The organism is Burkholderia sp. Bp9012, from assembly GCF_003853825.1.
Taxonomy (GTDB): domain Bacteria; phylum Pseudomonadota; class Gammaproteobacteria; order Burkholderiales; family Burkholderiaceae; genus Burkholderia; species Burkholderia diffusa.
In genome coordinates this window covers 331,961-349,203 of the sequence record NZ_QTQA01000005.1, presented here as the reverse complement: position 1 = coordinate 349,203, position 17,243 = coordinate 331,961, and the positions used below count along the sequence as shown (strand labels likewise).

Here is a 17,243-nt window from a genome sequence, read left to right as displayed (position 1 = left end):
CTTCCAAAGTCAAGGTTGCTCGCTGACGTGAGCAAAACGTCCTGATATTGTCGACGAATGAGGCCCATATGTCGACTGACTGCTTCTGGCCGAACGCGGCCGGCCGCCGCCCTGCAACGCGCGACCGACGCAAATCGACCCGTTGCCGACCGTGGACCGATCACGGTGAACGACGGCTTCGCATCTGAACGCGGCCATTAAATTTTGGAGTGCGGAATTTTCGGTTCACGAACCACGGCACTACCTAATGCGGCTGTATCGCTTCGAGCGCGACCTAAACTGTGCTAGCTCTTTCTCACTGAGCAGGTATTCGCTGCAATCAAGCAGGCGAGCAAACGCGAGGTCCAGGAACGCCCGTACTCGCTTGGGCTGAGCAGCCCGACTTCCGTAGTACACGTGCAAACCGATATGCGCGCTCATATGCTGCAGGAGAACTGGCTCCAGTCGGCCAGCCCGGATGTGGGTCGCCGCCGAGAAGCTCGCGAGCTGACCGATGGCTTGCCCCGCTAGCACGGCTTGCAGTTCCAACTCCGAATCGTTCGTCGCGAACGCGGGGGACAACTGCCGATGTTCGAGCTTGTCATCCACGGTCAAGTACCAGGGCGCCACCTTGCCGGTAATCGGATGCCGGAACACACTGCAGCGATGAGCCGCCAGATCATCGAGTGTCGATGGCGCGCCGTACGCTTTCAGGTAGCCGGGCGCCGCGCACACGATCATCTGAATCGGGAAGAGTTGCCGACCGATTACGCCCTCGCTAGGCGACGCTCCGATCCTGAAGCCGACATCGACGCGATCCAGCACCCAGTTGCCGATACCGTCATCGAGCTGGACGTCCGGCTGGATACGGGGGTGCTCCCGGCAGAACTCGTCAAGCAGCGGCATGAGGATGGCGGCGAACGACGATTTCGGCCCAACGATCCGCAGCGGCCCTGCGATCTCATCCTTGGACTCCCGCGCCAGGGCCAGAGCCCTGTCCAGCGCCGCTAGGGCGGGCTGTGTGTTCTCCAGGAACCGTTGGCCCTCCTCGGTTAGGGCGAGGCTGCGCGTAGTCCGATGCAGCAGGCGGACTCCAAGGTGGTGTTCCAACTGTGCAATGGCCTGACTGGCCGCCTGGGGTGTGACACCTTGGGCCAGAGCGGCCTTTCGGATGCTGCCGAGTTCGACGGCTCTGGCGAACGTCGCGATGGCCTTGAAATCATTCGTGGGCATGGTCGATTCTTCTCCTGAAGTACGGCGGAAGCGCCGCACGACCCACCCAGTATCAATCTGAGCTTGATACTGGTGCAAGAGGCAATCTACTAGTCGCTTGAAACTGCGACGCCTAAAGTAACGAACGTCGCGCCGCTGCCCTCATCGTCTACTGTAAGGAGTACATCTTGGATAAGCGAAAACTCGGCCGTTCGGGACTCGAAGTTTCGGCGATTGGCCTAGGGTGCATGGGATTGAGTCACGGCTATGGGCCGGCCACTGATCGAACGAGCGCCGTGGAGCTGATTCGCGCGGCCTTCGACCGCGGTGTGACGTTCTTCGATACCGCCGAGGTCTACGGGCCATATCTCAACGAGGATGTCGTTGGCGAGGCATTGGCACCAATGCGGGATCAGGTGGTCATCGCGACAAAATTCGGCTTCACCTTTGGCGACGACGGCAAGCAGCAGATTCTAAACAGCCGCCCGGATCATATCCGGTGGGCGGTCGATGGCATGCTTAAGCGCCTGAAGACTGACGTGATCGACTTGCTGTATCAGCACCGAGTTGATCCAGACGTGCCCATCGAGGATGTCGCCGGCACCGTCAAGGAACTCATCCAGGCGGGCAAGGTGAAACACTTCGGCCTGTCTGAAGCCGGCGAGCAGACCATCCGCCGGGCGCATGCCGTGCAGCCCCTGACCGCTCTCCAGAGCGAATATTCGATGTGGTGGCGCGAGCCCGAAGAAAGAATTCTGCCCACGCTGGAGGAACTCGGTATCGGTTTTGTGCCGTTCAGCCCGCTCGGCAAGGGCTTCCTCACGGGCGCGATCGATAAGCGTGCGACGTTCGGCAAGGACGACTTCCGTAGCATCGTCCCTCGTTTCACTCCTCAGGCGCTTGAAGCCAACCAGGCACTGGTCGACGCTCTCGGCGGGATCGCCAAGGGTAAGGGTGCGACGCCGGCTCAGATCGCGCTCGCATGGCTGCTTTTCCAAAAGCCCTGGATCGTACCGATTCCGGGCACGACGAAGGTGCATCGCCTGGACGAGAACCTGGGCGCAGCAATGGTCGAACTGACTGAGTCTGACCTCCAGCGCATTGCCCAGGCGCTCGCGAACGTCGAGATACATGGCGATCGCTACCCGGCCTCCCTGAAGGCTCGCGTTGGTCGCTGATACGAGGCAAACATGATGTCTTCCCACGAGCGTAAGCGCCGGGTGCTTATGGCCGCGGTCACAGCCCTGCCTTTGAAGGCCGCAGTGGCTAAAGGCAGCGGCAGCAACACTGTTCGCAAGACGAGGTCGCGAGTTCTCGTCGCCTACTTTACGCGTTCCGGTAATACGCGGGTTGTAGCCGGGCTGTTGCAGCGAGCGTTCGATGCGGACGTGTTCGAGATGCGACCGGCCAACCCGTATCCCGAGGAGTATCTCGCGACCGTCGAACAGGCGCGACAGGAGCGGGACAGTGGCTTCGAGCCGGCGCTAGCGGCTCGTCTCTCGGACATCGGCACGTACGACACCGTCTACCTTGGCTTTCCGATCTGGGGAGAGACGGCGCCACCGGTGGTTCGTTCGTTTTTGGCGGCTCACGACCTCACGGGCAAAACGCTTACGCCTTTCGTAACACATGGTGGATACGGCCTCGGCAACAGCCTGTCCGTGCTCGCCCGCCACGCGCCGCGGGCCAAGATGCGTCGCCCGTTCGTGATGGAGGCGGATCAGGAGCGCAAAACGATGAATCTCGTCAACGAATGGCTCGACGAGACGATCTTGACAAAGGTACCCGGCGCGTTCTGAGCAGACCTCATGCCGCCGTTGACTTTCAACAGCAAGGAACGAACATGCAAGACGTGACACTGAACAACGGAATCAAGATGCCGATCCTCGGCTACGGTGTCTTTCAGATCGCCGACGAGACGGAATGCGAACGCTGCGTCGTGGACGCGGTGCAGGCAGGCTATCGTCTTATCGACACCGCTGCGTCCTATAAGAACGAGGAGGCGACCGGGCGTGGCCTCAAGCGTTGCGGGATTCCCCGCGACCAGCTTTTCGTCACCAGCAAGCTGTGGGTTGAAGACGCTGGCTATGAACGTGCTCGCGTGGCCATCGACAAGTCGCTGAAGCGACTTGATCTGGATTACCTGGACCTGTTCCTGATCCATCAGCCGTTCTCCGACGTTCACGGCGCGTGGCGAGCGATGGAGGAGGCACATCGCGCTGGTAAGCTGCGTGCGATCGGATTGAGCAACTTCCAGCCGGACCGCCTCATGGACATCACGGCTTTCAACGAGATCACCCCAGCCGTCAATCAAATCGAGGTCAACCCCTTTCATCAGCAGGCCGAGAGCGTGGAGTTCATGCGCGAGCTTGGCGTGCAACCGGAGGCTTGGGCGCCCTTCGCCGAAGGACGGAACAATCTGTTCCAGAACGATCGGCTGATAGCGATTGCCGAGCGCCACGGCAAGACCGTGGGGCAAGTCGTGCTGCGATGGCTGGTTCAGCGCGGCATCGTCGCTCTCGCGAAATCGGTGCGCAAGGAGCGCATGCTGGAGAATCTCGCCGTCTTCGATTTCGAACTGTCCGATGATGACATGCAACTCGTCACGTCATTGGAGACTGGCAAGAGCAGCTTCTTCTCCCATCGCGATCCAGCGATCGTGAAATGGATGAGCGAACGAAAACTTGGCCTCTGACACATCAGTCCGGCTAGCACTCCACTGAAAGAGCGCAATTATGACCAAAGCATCTCAGACGATCGTGCGTAACGGTACGAAGCCGTCGATCAAGGGCCCTGAAAGCTGGTTTACCGGCTCCGTCCGTATCGACAGCCTCTTCCAGGCGGAGGAACCGGCGCGACTCGGCGGCGGCATCGTGACGTTTGAACCCGGTGCGCGCACCAACTGGCACACGCATCCGCTCGGGCAGACACTCGTCGTTCTCAGCGGCGTCGGCTGGACTCAATGCGAAGGCGGCCTCCGAACAGAGATCCGAGCCGGTGACATCGTCTCGTGCTCGTGTGGCAAGCGACACTGGCACGGAGCGGCTGCGACCACGGCCATGTCGCATCTTGCGCTCACCGAATTGCTCGAAGGCAAGAATGTCGAATGGATGGAGCCGGTGACCGACGAGCAGTATCACTCAGGGCCGCTCGTCACCGACTAACGGCGCTCCCGGCGTCGGCTTGTATTTTTACGCGGGACCCGAAAGATTAAACGGACGCTGTAGCTAAGGCCTTGAAGCGGTATTACGCCCCTCCAACTGAAGCGATGAAGCGCAACGTTCAACGTTGCGGCGAGGGGCGCTACTGAACTTCGGTTCCTCGCTTAAACCGGTCGCGCAGATTGCGATGGCACACGGCCGCTCCTGGCCGAACCCGGAAGTACGCGTCGGGCCCCGCAGCGAGGTATCGGCACGATAGCCGAACGTCCGTAGCTGCCTCACCGGACCACGCGCAGAAGATCAATTGTCCGAGCGGAATCGACGTTCGAATGGCAGTTCAAAAGTGCTGCACGATGGCTGAACGCCGACAGTGCGCCCGACGTTCCCCCTGAAATCCGGGAAGAACGAAAAAAGGCCGACGGGCAGGGCACCCGTCGGCCTTTTCCAGATGCGTGCGCGCCGCCCGTTACTTCGCCGCCGAAGCCGTTGCCACGCGCTTGTCGGTCCACGCGTTATCCGCGACGCTCAGCTTCTGCGGAATCAGTTTCGCGGCGTAGAACGCATCGGCCACCCCCTGCTGCACCGCGACGATCTTCTCGTCGATCGGCACCGCACCGAACGGCACGCGCTTGATCCACGTTTCCACGAGCGGCGGCGGCAGCCCGACCTTCGGCGCGATCAGCGCGGCCGTCTCGGCTGGATGGCCGTTGACCCACAGCCCCGTCTCACGCGCCTGCTTCAGGAGCGCGCCGATCACGTCGGCATGCTGCTCAGCAAAATCACGCGTTGCCTCGTAGAAGTTGTTCGCGGGCGTAAGACCCGTGTAGTCGGACAGCGTGCGAATCTTCAGCGAACTCTGCGCGGCGGCGTAGTACGGATCCCAGACGGCCCACGCGTCGACGTTGCCGCTCTCGAACGCGGCGCGCGCGTCGGCGGGCGGCAGGTACACGGGGCGGATCTCGTCGTAGCGCACACCTGCTTGCTTCAGCGCCTGGAGCAGCAGGTAGTTCGCGCTCGAACCCTTCTGCAGCGCGACCTTCTTGCCACGCAGGTCGGCGAGTGAGCGGATCGGCGAATCGGCCTTCACGAACACAGCTTCGTTGTGCGGCGACGGCGGCTCCGCGCCGACGTACACGAAGCGCACACCGGCCGCTTGCGCAAACACCGGCGGCGGCGCGCCCGTATAGCCGAAGTCGATGCTGTTCGCATTCAGTGCCTCGAGCAGTTGCGGGCCGGCCGGGAATTCGAACCACTGGACGTTGTAGCCGAGCGGCTTGAGGCGCGCTTCAAGCGAGCCCTGCGCCTTGATGATCGACAGCAGGCCGGCCTTCTGGTAGCCGATGCGCACGACCTTGTCGGCGCCGCCCTGCGCGAACGCGGATGTGGCTGCGACGGCGACGAGCGCCGTCGCAGCGGCGCGGGTGATCCAGCGGGTGAAACGAATCATCGAACAGGCTCCATGCGAAACGTCTTCGGGGAGCGGCGCGTGCCGCTCGGTTGGAAGAATCGTCGCATGGGCGGTCGGGCCCGCAAACGAAGCATTGCCGATATGAATATGACGGCGGCGGTCCTATGCTTTGTCGCCGTCGCCTTGTGGATCGGGCGTGCCGGCCTGTCGTGCCGCTTCGTCGCTGAGCTTCTTGTCGAGGATCGTCGCGACGCGGCCGCCGAGATAGGCGCTTGCCGCCGTCTCGAGCGCTCGGTTCGTCTCGCCTTCGACGAACACGGCCGCAAGCGGGCGCAGGCGCCAGATCGCGTCGACGAGCGCGGGCACGTCGGTGACCGGCGGCAGCGTGCCGGCGTCGTAGCGGTCGAGCCGTTTCACGACGAGATCGACGAGCAGCCGTGCGATCGCATCGAAATGCGGCCGCGCGAGGCTGATCACGTCGAGCAGCTCGCGCGGCGGGATGCCTTCCTTCGTCATCGCGGCTGCCGCTTCGAGCAGCGCGGGGCTTTTCGCGACGAACGACAGGCCGCGCCGTTCGAGCAGGCCGAGTTCGGTCACGCGTGACAGTTGCGATGCCGTTTGCGGGCCGAACATCTGCGCGAGTTGCGCGAGCGAATAGGTCTTCGGCAGTTCGTGCGACCAGCGGCCGCCGATCGCGTTTTCCAGGCCGAGGATCGAGCGCAGGTCGTGACCCTCGTCGATCGCCATGATCAGGTCCTGGATGTTCGACAGCGTGTAGCCGCGCGCGAGCAGGTGGTTGATCAGCTTCAGGCGGGCGACGTGCGTGTCGTCGTAGATGCCGACGCGCCCGCGCTTCTCGGGCGGCGCGAGCAGTCCGCGATCCTGGTATGCGCGGACGTTGCGCACGGTCGTGTCGGACACACGTGCGAGTTCGTCGACCGTGTACTCGTTGCGGGAATCCGGTGCGGCCTCGTCTGGCATGGTTGGAGTCTGTCTTGGCATGCGGCCATTCTAGCGCGACGCGCCAGGCTCGGGCGAGGCGGGAAGGGTGCGTGCGCCGTCGCCGAGCGCGCGCTGCATCAGCGCGGTATCGATCCAGCGGCCGTGCTTGAAACCGACCGCCTTCAGCACGCCCGCCGGCTCGAAGCTGAATGCGCGGTGCAGCGACGTCGAGCCGCCGGTGCCGCCGTCGGCGATCACCGCGATCATCTGCCGCCACGGGCCGGTCTCGCACCGCGCGATCAGCGCCGCGAGCAGCGCGCGGCCGATGCCGCGGCCGCGCTGCGCGTCGTCGATGTAGATCGAATCCTCGATCGTGTGGCGGTACGCGCTGCGCGTGCGATACGGCGTCGCGTACGCATAGCCGGCGATGCGGCCGTCGCATTCCGCAACGAGGTAGGGCAGCCCGTGACGCAGCACCGCGTCGCGGCGCGCGCGCAGTTCGTCGACGTCGGGCGGCGTCTCCTCGAACGACGCGACGCTGTGGCGCACATGGTGTGCATAGATCGCGTGAATGGTGGGGAGATCGGTATCGGTCGCGTCGCGGACGACGCAGGCGGGGGCGGCGGACATGGTGGCGGACCGGGTGGACGAAACCGCTACTATGCCGGCCGCGAGGCGGCGCCGTAAAGGCATGGGTCGCGTCGCGCGGTCAGGAGAGGCCGCGGCTACAAATGGCCGTCCGCGTCGCGAACCGCGTCGGCGATCGCATCCGCGACGCGCTGCACGCGCGGCGAGCGCCGCACGTCCGGGTGGACGACGAGCCAGATCTCGCGCTCGACATCGCATCGGGGCGCGGACGTCAACTCGACGAGCGCGGCGGCAGTCGACAGCGACGGATCGGCCGCAGCCGGCGTGCCCGCGTCCGCATCCGTCGCCGACGTGTCGACGAGAAAGCGCGGCAGCAACGCGACTCCTGCGCCGGCCACGCATGCACGATGCAGCGCGGCCAGATCGTTGGCGATGAACGCGAAACGGCGCCCGGCCGCGAAGCGTTCGAGCCATTGCTGCTGCGGCATTTGTGCGAGTGCGTCGTCGTAGCCGAGGAATGCCCAGGTGTCGGGCGGCGCGGCGGCCCAGTCGGGCGACGCGCACAGCGCGAAGCGCATCGTGCCGAGCCGGCGCGCGGCCAGCCCCGGCTCGCTCGGCCGCGACAGGCGCACCGCGAGGTCGGCTTCGCGCGCGTAGAGGTTGGCCGCGTGCATCTCGCCCATCAGGTCGATCCGCAGCGCGGGCCATGCGCGCTGCGCGCGGGCGAGCCGCGGCGCGAGGAAGTGGCTCGCGAATACCGGCGACGCCGACACGCGCACGACACCGTCGAGCGCCGCCGCCCCCTGCGCGGCGCGCGCGAACGCATGCACGTCGGCTTCGACGCGCGCGGCATGCTCGGCGAGGTGCAGGCCTTCGTCGGTCGGCGGCCAGCCGCGTGGCAGCCGGTCGAACAGCCGGATGCCGAGCGCGGACTCCAGCGCATCGATGCGCCGGGCGACCGTCGAGTGCTGGACCTGCAGCGTTCGCGCGGCGGCCGACAGGCTGCCGCCGCGCATCACCGCCAGGAAATAGCGGAGGTCGTCCCAGCTCATCGGCGGCGCGGACGCCGGCGTCGGATCGGTCGAATTTTGCACGGTAGATGGGCGTGAAACGGGAATTCCGATCGATTATGCACGATGAGATGATCGTGTCACATCATTCGATTGCGAGGAACGTCATGACCCAGACTGCCACTGCCACCAGGATCGGGATCGACCGCTACGGCGACGCCGGCGTGCTGCGACGGGTCGATGCGCCCGTCGCGTCGCCCGGTGCCGGCGAGGTGCGGATTCGCCAGACTGCCGTCGGCGTGAATTTCGTCGACATCTATTTCAGGACCGGCGCGCATCCGTTGCCGGCACTGCCGGACGCGCTGGGTGTCGAGGCGGCCGGCGTGGTCGATGCGGTCGGGCCCGGCGTGACGGGGCTGGTACCGGGCCAGCGCGTCGCGTATGCGGGGCTGCCGACCGGCAGCTACGCGAGCCTGCGCACGCTGCCTGCCGAGCGCGTGGTGCCCGTGCCCGACGGCGTGAGCGACGACGCGGTCGCGGCCGGGCTGCTGAAAGGCATTACCGTCTACATGCTGCTGCACCGCGTGCGCCACGTGGGGGCCGGCGACACCGTCCTCGTGCACGCGGCGGCCGGCGGCGTCGGGTTGCTGGCGACGCAGTGGGCGCGCGCGCTCGGCGCGCGGGTGATCGGCACGGTCGGCTCGGCCGCGAAGGCGGCACTGGTGCGCGCGCGAGGGGCGGAAGTGGTGGTCGACTACCGCGAGGAGGATTTCGTCGCGGCGGCCCGTGCGTTCGGCGGCGGCGCGGGCGTCGACTATGCGATCGACGGGATCGGCGGCGACGTGCTGACGCGCACGCTCGGCGCGGTCCGGCCGTTCGGGATGGTCGCGAGCATCGGGCAGGTTGCCGCGATCGGCGCCCGGCAGACGATCGACCTCGATGAACTGGGCCCGGCCCGCTCGATCGCGCTGGCGCGGCCGAGCGTGCTGGGCTTCATCGCGCGTGACGTGGCGGGGTATCGGGAGGCGGCGCGCGCGACGCTCGAACGGCTCTCGGGCGGGATGCACGTGGAGATCGGCGCGCGACTGCCGCTCGACCAGGCGGCCGACGCGCATCGTTTGCTGGAATCGCGACAGACGACGGGCGGGGTGGTGCTGGTGCCGTGACGGCGGACCGCGCGTCGTGAACGGTCGCCTCGCTGCGCCGCTCTGCGGACAGGCGGCGGAGCCACGGTGCCGCTGCGTGCCCGCCGATCAGTGATGCTTGCGCAGCGGCGCGCTTTCGACGAACCACGCGAGCACGAAAGCGATCGCGATCACGCCCGCGGCCGAGAGATACACCACGTGCAGCGACCCGGCGAACGCATGCAGGTACGCCTCGCGCACCGCATCCGGCAACTGGTGCACGACCGCCGGACCGAGCGCGGGCGGCAGCTCCGTGCCGGCCGGCAGCGCCTGCGTGATTCGCGACTGAAGCCCGTGCGAGAACAGCGCGCCGAACGCGGCGACGCCGAGCGAGCCGCCGATCGAGCGGAACAGCGTCGCGCCCGACGTCGCGACCCCCATGTGCCGGAACTCGACCGTGTTCTGCACGGCGAGTGTGAGCACCGGCATCACCATGCCGAGCCCGATCCCGAGCAGCGCCATGTATGCGTACATCGTGTGCAGCGGCGTGTCGAGCGTCAGCGTCGACAGCAGTGCCATCGCGATGCCGCCGATCAGCGTCCCCGCGATCGGAAACGGCCGATACGTGCCGAGCCGCGAGATCAGCCGGCCGCTCGCGACCGACATCGCGAGCATCCCGCCCATCATCGGCAGCAACTGCATCCCGGCCTGCGACGGCGTCGAGCCCTTCACCACCTGCAGATAGAGCGGAATGAACGTGACCGAACCGAACAGCGCGATGCCGACGACGAAGCCGATCAGGCTCATCAGCACGAAGGTGCGCTGGCGGAACAGTTCGAGCGGCATGATCGGCTCGGCCGCGAGCCGTTCCTCGTAGATGAAGCCGCCGATCGCGACCACGCCGAGCACCAGCGTCATCCACAGCTGCGCCGACGACCACGGCAGCAGCGAACCGCCTTCGCTCGTGAACAGGATCACGCAGGTAAGGGCCGTTGCGAGGAACGCGGCGCCCATATAGTCGATCCGGTGCTTCACGTGCGCGGTGTGCGGCCGGAACGCGACGCCGATCACCGCGAGTGCGACGAAGCCGAGCGGCAGGTTGATCGTGAAGATCCAGCGCCACGACAGATGTTCGACCAGGAAGCCGCCGAGCAGCGGCCCGACGATCGTCGCGAGGCCGTACACGCCGCCGAACATCCCCTGATAGCGCGCCCGGCGGTCGGGCGGCACGAGGTCGCCGATCGCGGCCATCGTGACGACCATCAGCCCGCCACCGCCGAGCCCTTGCAGCGCGCGCAGCACGATCAGCTGCGTCATGTCCTGCGCCATGCCGCACAGCGCGGAACCGGCGAGAAACAGCACGATCGCTGCCTGCAGCACGATCTTGCGGCCGTACAGGTCGCCGAGCTTGCCGTACAGCGGCAGTACGACCGTCGACGACAGCAAATACGCCGTGACCACCCACGACAGCTGATCGAGGCCGCCGAGCTCGCCGACGATGGTCGGCAGCGCGGTCGACACGATCGTCTGGTCGAGCGCGGACAGCAGCATGACGAGCAGCAGCGCGGCGACGATCAGCCCGGTCGGCGCGTCGCGACGGGCCGCTTCGGCGGCCGGTGGGGCAAGGAGGGTATCGGTTCTCATCGAGATATCTGCCATGGCAGGGAATTGGTCGAAATATAGAGTCAATTCATTGCCTGGTCAATTTCTGCCGTACCTGGATTTGTTGCATCGGTAACAGAAGATTGCGAGCCGGAAAATTGATCGCGATCAGCCCGGCAGCGGGCGGGGCTCAAGTTTTTTGCAGGCTAACCGTAATCCAGAGTGCCGCGGACCGATTGCCGCGGCACTCTTTCCCGCTCACGTCCCGTCATGAACCTGAACGCCCTGTTTTCCCGCTTCTCGATCCGTACGCGGATTTTTTCCACGCTCGGCCTCGTCGCCGCGCTGCTCGTTGTTTCAGGCCTGATCGGCCTGACCGGCATGCAGAGCTCGAACCGTGCGCTCGACGAGGCCTATACGCGCCAGCTGGCCGCGAAGACCGCGTTGTCCGCCGCGAGCCTGAACCTGACGATCGTGCGCACCACGCTCGACCGCGCGCTGCTGCATCCCGAAGCGCCGGAAGTGCCCGATCTCGTCAACAAGGCCGAGAACTATCTCGCGAAGGCCGACGCCGCGTGGCGCACCTACGCGACGATGCCGCACGACGGCGACGAAGGCCCGCTCGCGACGCGGCTCGACGCCGCGCGCCAGGCGCTGATCGGACAGGCGTTGAAGCCGTTGATCGACGCGATCCGCGCGGGACATCGCGACGATGCCGACCGGCTGCTGATGACGGTCGCGCCGCCGCTGTCGGTCGCGCTCACGCAGGCGACCGATGCGCTTGACGCGTACCAGGCCGCGCGCGGCAAGGACGTCTACGACACCGCGCAGACCTATTACGGCTGGATGCGCGCGGGCGCGATCGCCGGCATTGCGTTCGGTCTCGCCGCGTGCCTCGGCTGCGCGATCGGCCTGCATTTCGCGATCACGCAACCGGTGAACCGTCTGCTGTCGCATTTCCGCCGCCTGTCGGACGGCGACCTGACGTCGGAAGTGCGCTGGTCGTCGCGCGACGAGATGGCCGAGCTGGTCAAGGGCGTGACGGGCATGCAGCGCAGCCTCGCCGATACGGTGCGCCAGGTCAGCCAGGGCTCCGAAGCGATCTCGACCGCGACGCACCAGATCGCGGCCGGCAACACCGACCTGTCGCAGCGCACGGAGGAGCAGGCGTCCGCGCTGCAGGAGACGGCCGCGAGCATGGAGCAGCTGACGGCGACCGTGAAGCAGAACGCCGATCACGCGGTCGAGGCGCAGGCGTGCGCGGACAACGCGAGCGAGATCGCGACGCGCGGCGCGGCGGTCGTCGGCGAAGTGATCGGCACGATGAACGAGATCGACCAGAGCTCCCAGAAGGTGGCCGACATCATCGGCACGATCGAGGGCATCGCGTTCCAGACCAACATCCTTGCGCTGAATGCGGCGGTCGAAGCTGCGCGCGCGGGCGAGCAGGGCCGCGGCTTCGCCGTGGTCGCGGGCGAAGTGCGCACGCTCGCGCAGCGCTCGGCGTCGGCCGCGAAGGAGATCCGCACGCTGATCGGCGAGTCGGTCGAGCGTGTCGCGACGGGGTCGCGGCTGGTCGGCGTGGCCGGCGCGACGATGCAGGACATCCAGCAGGCGATCGGCCGCGTGACGGGCATCATGACCGAGATCGCGGCCGCGTCGAACGAGCAGCGCGACGGGATCGAGCAGGTGAACCGCGCGGTGTCGCAGATGGACCAGGTGTCGCAGCAGAACGCGGCGCTGGTCGAGCAGGCGGCGGCAGCCGCCGCTTCGCTCGAGGAGCAGGCCGACGGGCTGCGCCGGGCGGTGGGGGCGTTTCGCGTCGCGTGACGTGCGGCGGCGGGCGGGGCGGTCGGTCCCGCGCGCACCCGCCGCCCGCCGTGTCAGCCGCCCGTGAGTTGCGCGGCCGAGCGCGCCGACGCGACGAGCAGCAGCTTCATCGTCGCGCGCGTCGCGCCGACGAACAGCTTGCGGGCCGCGCGCGCATCGAGCGTGTCGAAGTCGATCTCGGTGAGGATCACGCACGGTGCGGATTGCCCCTTGAAGCGATAGATCGAATCGAGCAGTACGTCGCCTTCGCGATATTCAGGGTTGCCGAACAGGTCGTACTTGCCCGTGAAGCGCTTGACCCGATGCGGGCCGAGCTGGTCGAGCCGCGCGAGCACCGAGCTTTCGCGGCCGCGATACGACAGCACCGCGATGTCCTGCTTGCGGAAGCCGAGCGACAGCGCGTGCGTGATCGCGCGCTTGGTCGCGTCGATGCACGCGTCGGCGAGCGCGTCGCCCGCGCCGTCTTCCCCGTATGACGACACCGACGGATCGGAACCGTCGAACGGGCTGCCCGAGCGCAGTTCGGCCGCGAGCGGCTCGACGCGGCCGACGACGTCGCGCACGAATTCGAGCAGGTCGCGCGGGCTGCGGTAGTTCGTCAGCGCCTTCAGCGTGACCCAGCCGGGCAGCGCGACGGGCTCGCGCAGATAAAGGTTCTGCAGCGGATCTTCCAGCCACCACCATGCGCCGTCCGGTGCCAGCAGGCGCTCCAGTGCGGCCGCCCACGGCGCGTGGAAATCCTGACCTTCGTCGACGATCAGCACATCGAAGCGCCAGCGTTCCGGAACCGGCGCTTCCGCGAAGTGCGCCTCGAGCCGCTCGAACGCGCCGGGCGCGTCGAAGTCGGGCGTATAGCCGCCGTCGCGGGCCACCCAGTCGCACAGCTGATGGTAGTTCGCGATCTTCGCGCCGGGCGGCGCGATGCGCGCGATGTAGTCGGCGAGCGGCCGGTTGAAGCATACGTAAAGCACGCGCTTGCCGGCCGCGACCGCATCGCGCATCGCCTGCACCGCGAGCTGCGTCTTGCCCGAGCCGGCGGTGCCCGTCACGCGCAAGCGGAACGGCGTGAACTCGAGCTGGCGCGCCCACGCGGCAAGCCCGCCAGACAGCCGCGTGACGAGCGTGCCGGCCTGCCCGACGAGCGCGCTCGTGTCGGGCGTGAGCGCCAGCTCGTCCGCGAGGAAATGATGCAGCTTCGCTGCGTTCGGCAACGGTTCGTCGTGCTCGGGCAGGATCTGCAGGATCACCTGCGCGAGCTGCGCCTTGCGCGACGCGTCGACGATGCGGTCGGCCGCGACGCCTGCGATCGCCGTCTCGCAGATCGCGTAGTCGGGGCAGTACAGCAGCGCCTCGACGCCGTAGACGCCCGCGCCGAGCGCGGCGGTCAGCCGCCGGTGCAGCGTCTCCTGCGTGCGCGCGAGCTGGATCGGGACGTTGCGCTCCTTCTGCAGGTAGACCTTCACGAGCCCCTTCGGCGTTTCGCGCAGGAAGCCGGCCTTCTGCTCGATCAGCAGCACGCGGCCGGCCGGGCTCACGACGACGAACGCCGCTTCGCCGAACACCGAGAAGCCCTGGTCGGCACGCGTCCAGTGCACGCCGTGGTAGACGGTGTAGCTGTCCGGCAGCGCGTGTTCGAGGGCGGCAAGCGTCTCGCGCTCGCGTTCGGCCGCACCGGTGGCGGCGAGGTTTTTCCAGTCGTCGGGAATGAGGCGGGCCATGAAGTCGGGCGGCGCAGGCCGGTCGTGAACAGGGTCCGGCTATTGTACTGAGGAACCGGTTCACGGCCGCCGCGCCGCGCGGGCGCCGGCCATGCGAAAGAGGGGGCGTGCGTGCGGGAATTACCCGCGTGCGAGCCGCTTCGCGAGATCGGCGCTGAGGATCGCCATGCGTGCGGGCTTTTCGTAGCAGACGACGTCGAATGCGCGGATCACTTCGCTGATGTCCGCTTCGCTCGCGCGGCCCGTGAGCAGGTCGCCCGTCAGCACGAAGATGGGCGCGCCCGGATTGTCGGACGTGCGCACTGCCTTGATCGCGGTGGCGGCCGTGCCGTCGTCGAACAGCCATTCGGTGACGACCGCGTCGAACGCCTGGCCCTGCAGCGCGTCGACGAACGGCGCGAGCCCGTCGAATGCGGCCGTCGCGAAACCCTGCCGCTCGAGATAGCGACACAGCTCGGTCGCGCTGACGCGATCGGGATCGATCACCGCGACGACGAGCTTGTCGCTCTCCGCGCGGCGCGGATAGATCTCGATCTTGTGCACGTCGTACGCGTTCTGGTACAGCACGCCCGTGTGGCGCAGCACGCGCCAGCGGCCGTTCTGTTCGTACGCGACGAACTCGGGGCGCGCGCCGGCTTCGAGCGGCGCGCCGATCCAGGCGGTACACGGAATTTCGGCGACACCGGCGTACAGGACGGCTTCCTGCGAATAGGCGCCGACCATGCCGGGGTCGAGCGTCTGCGCGCCGAACAGTTGAGCGGCGGGCTCGCCGTACGCTTCGGCGACTTTCTTGATCTGCGCGAGCGTCCATGGGCTGCTGCCGCGCAGTTTGCGGTGACCCTGCGAAAAGCTCAGGTCGAGGATGCGGCACAGCTCGGTGGTTTGCTGGCGCTTGCCGATGCCGTTGCGAGTCATTAGCTCGCGCACGCGCTCGGCAACCGCGAGGGAATCCGTGGTGATTGCTTCAGTGGTCATGCTACGGGAACGGATCGTGACGTTCAGAACGACGCCTTGCGGCAGTCTCGGCGGACAGTCTTGACGACGTCCAGGGGCGAGCCGACCGGCCACGCGCGGAAAAGATAACTTTACCGCAAAACGACTGTCATTCAATGTCGCAAAAGGTGCGTTTCTGTGAAAGGTGTGTCACGACGTTACGCACGATCCGGCGGCGTGTGCCGCGCGCCGCTGCCCCGCTCGCAACCTTCAGGCACGGATCGCGAGGGGCCTGGACAGGATTCCTTGCCTGGCCGCGCGTAATTGCGCCGCACTGCCGAAGAAGTGCACCAAAGTAGGGCGAATTCATGGCCGGGAACCGCGGCATCATGTCACTCTGACAGCGACAAATTTTTACAGGACGTCGTGCGCCGGGCTCGACGGAGTCGCGTCTTATACGCGGATTGTTTGACGGTTTACTCTAAAAAACCGATGCTGCCCCGTTTCGGGAGCGGGCGTGAATGCGGCGGGGGCCCGTGCTACGATTTCGCGGTCTCAAAATAGTGTTGAAGCGATGCAGAAGAAATTTGTGATGCGCGGGTACGAGATGAACTGCGAACCGCGCGTGACGGAGGACGGCAAGTACGCCGCCCAGGTCGAGGTCACGAAGCTGGGTTTCAGCCGCGAGGCGGCATTCCGCAAGCTGGGCGAATTCGACACCGAAGCGGATGCCGTCGCCTATGCGAAGAAGTTCTCCGAAGAATGGCTGAGCCGCTACGCGTAGCGCGTCGTTCGCCCGTGCAGGACGGGCACGCTCATTCAACGCGAAAAACACGACGGACGTTCCGAATGCCCGGCGTGGATGGCATTGGCGAAGCACCGCAGGATCGCCGGTTACACGGCGATCCTCCAGTGTCCATCTCTTGAGAAGTGCGAACCGATGGATCGACGTGCCATCGCGGCCATCGATCGACGGCGGCCGAATGCGATCGACCTACGCCGGCATGTACGTGAACGGTTCGCCGTCCTCGCGCTCGACCGACAGCAACCGCTTGAGTTGATCGAGCGCGAACAGCTGCGTGCCTTCCGCCGCCGCTTCGGCTATCGCGGCATCGACGAGTTTCCTCGCGCGCGCGAGGATCACGGATCGCTGGCGCGCGATCTCGAGCACCATGCGTTGCTCGATGTTCTGCCGGCTCGATTGCTTGTCGCTCAGGTGACGCCAGCGATCGCGAAGCTCTGCCCAGGTGACGCGCTGAAATTCCGGAATCGCGTGCGGGAGCGTGCCGGCGTCGGCGGGCTCGGGCCGCGCACGCAATGCAGAGCGCAGCGCTTCGCGGGCGCGCCACTCATCCGAAAACGGCGCATACACGTCGCGCGTGCGGCCGATCGGATTCGCGCGTTCGATCTCCTTGTCGAGCAGGTAGCCGAGCCGCCGCAGCGCGGAGCCATGCGCGAGCATGGCCGGATCGAGCACGCGGATCCGGCGCGACGCATCCGCGACGTGCGCTTTCAGTTCCCACAGCGTCAGGCGGAGGTGCTGCACTTCGAGTATCAGGCGCTGTACGTCTGCGTAGGTGCACTTCGTCCACCATTCGGTGAGGTCGTTCAGCTTCGGGGGATCGAATGGGGGGAGGATCATTTTTACTGCAGCGATACTGTATGGATGTACAGTTTATCGCGCGGTAACATAGCGCCGTCAAGGCGAAAAAATGGGGACGGCCGATGAGCGGAAA

The 17,243-nt window shown here is 66.4% G+C and carries 16 protein-coding genes; 7 read left to right on the top strand and 9 right to left on the bottom strand.

Annotation, left to right across the window (positions count from 1 at the left end; all coding sequences use genetic code 11):
- Positions 1-240 precede the first annotated feature (240 nt).
- Positions 241-1,212 carry a LysR family transcriptional regulator gene (locus DIE11_RS09595; RefSeq protein WP_124623158.1) on the bottom strand — a complete coding sequence of 324 codons (972 nt, stop codon included), beginning with the start codon at positions 1,210-1,212 and terminating at the stop codon, positions 241-243.
- A gap of 167 nt (positions 1,213-1,379) precedes the next feature.
- Between DIE11_RS09595 and DIE11_RS09590 the strand changes: the two genes are divergently transcribed.
- Genes DIE11_RS09590 through DIE11_RS09575 form a run of 4 tightly spaced genes read left to right on the top strand, consistent with a single transcriptional unit; the run spans position 1,380 to position 4,355 of the window.
- Positions 1,380-2,369 (top strand): aldo/keto reductase, encoded by a 990-nt coding sequence (locus DIE11_RS09590; protein ID WP_124623156.1) that lies wholly within the window; start codon positions 1,380-1,382, stop codon positions 2,367-2,369.
- Positions 2,370-2,381: 12 nt separating this feature from the next.
- Positions 2,382-2,990, top strand: coding sequence for a flavodoxin (locus tag DIE11_RS09585; RefSeq protein WP_124623155.1), 609 nt, complete (start codon positions 2,382-2,384; stop codon positions 2,988-2,990).
- Positions 2,991-3,034: 44 nt separating this feature from the next.
- Positions 3,035-3,886 (top strand): aldo/keto reductase, encoded by an 852-nt coding sequence (locus DIE11_RS09580; protein WP_124623153.1) that lies wholly within the window; start codon positions 3,035-3,037, stop codon positions 3,884-3,886.
- A gap of 40 nt (positions 3,887-3,926) precedes the next feature.
- Positions 3,927-4,355: a cupin domain-containing protein gene (locus tag DIE11_RS09575; RefSeq protein WP_124623151.1), complete on the top strand. Its 429-nt coding sequence runs from the start codon at positions 3,927-3,929 to the stop codon at positions 4,353-4,355.
- A 463-nt stretch (positions 4,356-4,818) separates the two neighbouring features.
- Here DIE11_RS09575 and DIE11_RS09570 read toward each other — a convergent pair whose 3' ends face one another.
- The 4 genes from DIE11_RS09570 to DIE11_RS09555 form a co-directional block, all read right to left on the bottom strand.
- Entirely contained in the window at positions 4,819-5,799 is a 981-nt protein-coding gene (locus tag DIE11_RS09570) for a sulfonate ABC transporter substrate-binding protein (protein ID WP_124623150.1), read from the bottom strand.
- 123 nt (positions 5,800-5,922) lie between these two features.
- On the bottom strand, positions 5,923-6,762 hold the full coding sequence (locus DIE11_RS09565) for a MerR family transcriptional regulator (protein ID WP_124623148.1): 840 nt from the start codon (positions 6,760-6,762) through the stop codon (positions 5,923-5,925).
- Between the two features lie 9 nt (positions 6,763-6,771).
- The gene (locus tag DIE11_RS09560) at positions 6,772-7,332 is read right to left on the bottom strand and encodes a GNAT family N-acetyltransferase (protein ID WP_124623146.1); all 561 of its coding nucleotides are present in this window, start codon (positions 7,330-7,332) and stop codon (positions 6,772-6,774) included.
- A gap of 95 nt (positions 7,333-7,427) precedes the next feature.
- Entirely contained in the window at positions 7,428-8,342 is a 915-nt protein-coding gene (locus tag DIE11_RS09555; protein ID WP_059684878.1) for a LysR family transcriptional regulator, read from the bottom strand.
- Positions 8,343-8,467: 125 nt separating this feature from the next.
- Here DIE11_RS09555 and DIE11_RS09550 point away from each other — a divergent pair, with 125 nt between their 5' ends.
- On the top strand, positions 8,468-9,466 hold the full coding sequence (locus DIE11_RS09550; RefSeq protein ID WP_124623144.1) for a quinone oxidoreductase: 999 nt from the start codon (positions 8,468-8,470) through the stop codon (positions 9,464-9,466).
- 87 nt (positions 9,467-9,553) lie between these two features.
- On the opposite strand, the gene DIE11_RS09545 is transcribed toward DIE11_RS09550, so the two are convergent.
- Positions 9,554-11,068 carry an MDR family MFS transporter gene (locus tag DIE11_RS09545; RefSeq protein ID WP_124623142.1) on the bottom strand — a complete coding sequence of 505 codons (1,515 nt, stop codon included), beginning with the start codon at positions 11,066-11,068 and terminating at the stop codon, positions 9,554-9,556.
- 228 nt (positions 11,069-11,296) lie between these two features.
- On the opposite strand from DIE11_RS09545, the gene DIE11_RS09540 reads away from it, so the two are divergent.
- Complete coding sequence (locus tag DIE11_RS09540; RefSeq protein ID WP_124623140.1) at positions 11,297-12,856, top strand: methyl-accepting chemotaxis protein; 1,560 nt, start codon at positions 11,297-11,299, stop codon at positions 12,854-12,856.
- A gap of 53 nt (positions 12,857-12,909) precedes the next feature.
- Here the strand turns inward: DIE11_RS09540 and DIE11_RS09535 are convergent, their stop codons facing one another.
- Together DIE11_RS09535 and DIE11_RS09530 are read right to left on the bottom strand one after the other, a co-directional pair.
- Positions 12,910-14,574, bottom strand: coding sequence for an ATP-dependent helicase (locus DIE11_RS09535; RefSeq protein WP_124623138.1), 1,665 nt, complete (start codon positions 14,572-14,574; stop codon positions 12,910-12,912).
- Positions 14,575-14,694: 120 nt separating this feature from the next.
- The gene (locus tag DIE11_RS09530) at positions 14,695-15,549 is read right to left on the bottom strand and encodes a helix-turn-helix domain-containing protein (protein ID WP_059607120.1); all 855 of its coding nucleotides are present in this window, start codon (positions 15,547-15,549) and stop codon (positions 14,695-14,697) included.
- 532 nt (positions 15,550-16,081) lie between these two features.
- On the opposite strand from DIE11_RS09530, the gene DIE11_RS09525 reads away from it, so the two are divergent.
- Entirely contained in the window at positions 16,082-16,291 is a 210-nt protein-coding gene (locus DIE11_RS09525) for a hypothetical protein (RefSeq protein WP_059464641.1), read from the top strand.
- Positions 16,292-16,501: 210 nt separating this feature from the next.
- Here the strand turns inward: DIE11_RS09525 and DIE11_RS09520 are convergent, their stop codons facing one another.
- The gene (locus DIE11_RS09520; protein ID WP_124623136.1) at positions 16,502-17,149 is read right to left on the bottom strand and encodes a hypothetical protein; all 648 of its coding nucleotides are present in this window, start codon (positions 17,147-17,149) and stop codon (positions 16,502-16,504) included.
- Between the last annotated feature and the right edge of the window lie 94 nt (positions 17,150-17,243).

Excerpts from the sequence above, each read along its gene's own strand:
- DIE11_RS09560 (WP_124623146.1), bottom strand. The coding sequence starts at position 7,332 with ATGTCCGCCGCCCCCGCCTGCGTCGTCCGCGACGCGACCGATACCGAT.
- DIE11_RS09565 (WP_124623148.1), bottom strand. The coding sequence starts at position 6,762 with ATGCCAAGACAGACTCCAACCATGCCAGACGAGGCCGCACCGGATTCC.
- DIE11_RS09570 (WP_124623150.1), bottom strand. The coding sequence starts at position 5,799 with ATGATTCGTTTCACCCGCTGGATCACCCGCGCCGCTGCGACGGCGCTC.
- DIE11_RS09545 (WP_124623142.1), bottom strand. The coding sequence starts at position 11,068 with ATGAGAACCGATACCCTCCTTGCCCCACCGGCCGCCGAAGCGGCCCGT.
- DIE11_RS09525 (WP_059464641.1), top strand. The coding sequence starts at position 16,082 with ATGCAGAAGAAATTTGTGATGCGCGGGTACGAGATGAACTGCGAACCG.
- DIE11_RS09575 (WP_124623151.1), top strand. The coding sequence starts at position 3,927 with ATGACCAAAGCATCTCAGACGATCGTGCGTAACGGTACGAAGCCGTCG.
- DIE11_RS09535 (WP_124623138.1), bottom strand. The coding sequence starts at position 14,574 with ATGGCCCGCCTCATTCCCGACGACTGGAAAAACCTCGCCGCCACCGGT.
- DIE11_RS09585 (WP_124623155.1), top strand. The coding sequence starts at position 2,382 with ATGATGTCTTCCCACGAGCGTAAGCGCCGGGTGCTTATGGCCGCGGTC.
- DIE11_RS09550 (WP_124623144.1), top strand. The coding sequence starts at position 8,468 with ATGACCCAGACTGCCACTGCCACCAGGATCGGGATCGACCGCTACGGC.
- DIE11_RS09580 (WP_124623153.1), top strand. The coding sequence starts at position 3,035 with ATGCAAGACGTGACACTGAACAACGGAATCAAGATGCCGATCCTCGGC.
- DIE11_RS09555 (WP_059684878.1), bottom strand. The coding sequence starts at position 8,342 with ATGAGCTGGGACGACCTCCGCTATTTCCTGGCGGTGATGCGCGGCGGC.
- DIE11_RS09595 (WP_124623158.1), bottom strand. The coding sequence starts at position 1,212 with ATGCCCACGAATGATTTCAAGGCCATCGCGACGTTCGCCAGAGCCGTC.
- DIE11_RS09540 (WP_124623140.1), top strand. The coding sequence starts at position 11,297 with ATGAACCTGAACGCCCTGTTTTCCCGCTTCTCGATCCGTACGCGGATT.
- DIE11_RS09520 (WP_124623136.1), bottom strand. The coding sequence starts at position 17,149 with ATGATCCTCCCCCCATTCGATCCCCCGAAGCTGAACGACCTCACCGAA.
- DIE11_RS09530 (WP_059607120.1), bottom strand. The coding sequence starts at position 15,549 with ATGACCACTGAAGCAATCACCACGGATTCCCTCGCGGTTGCCGAGCGC.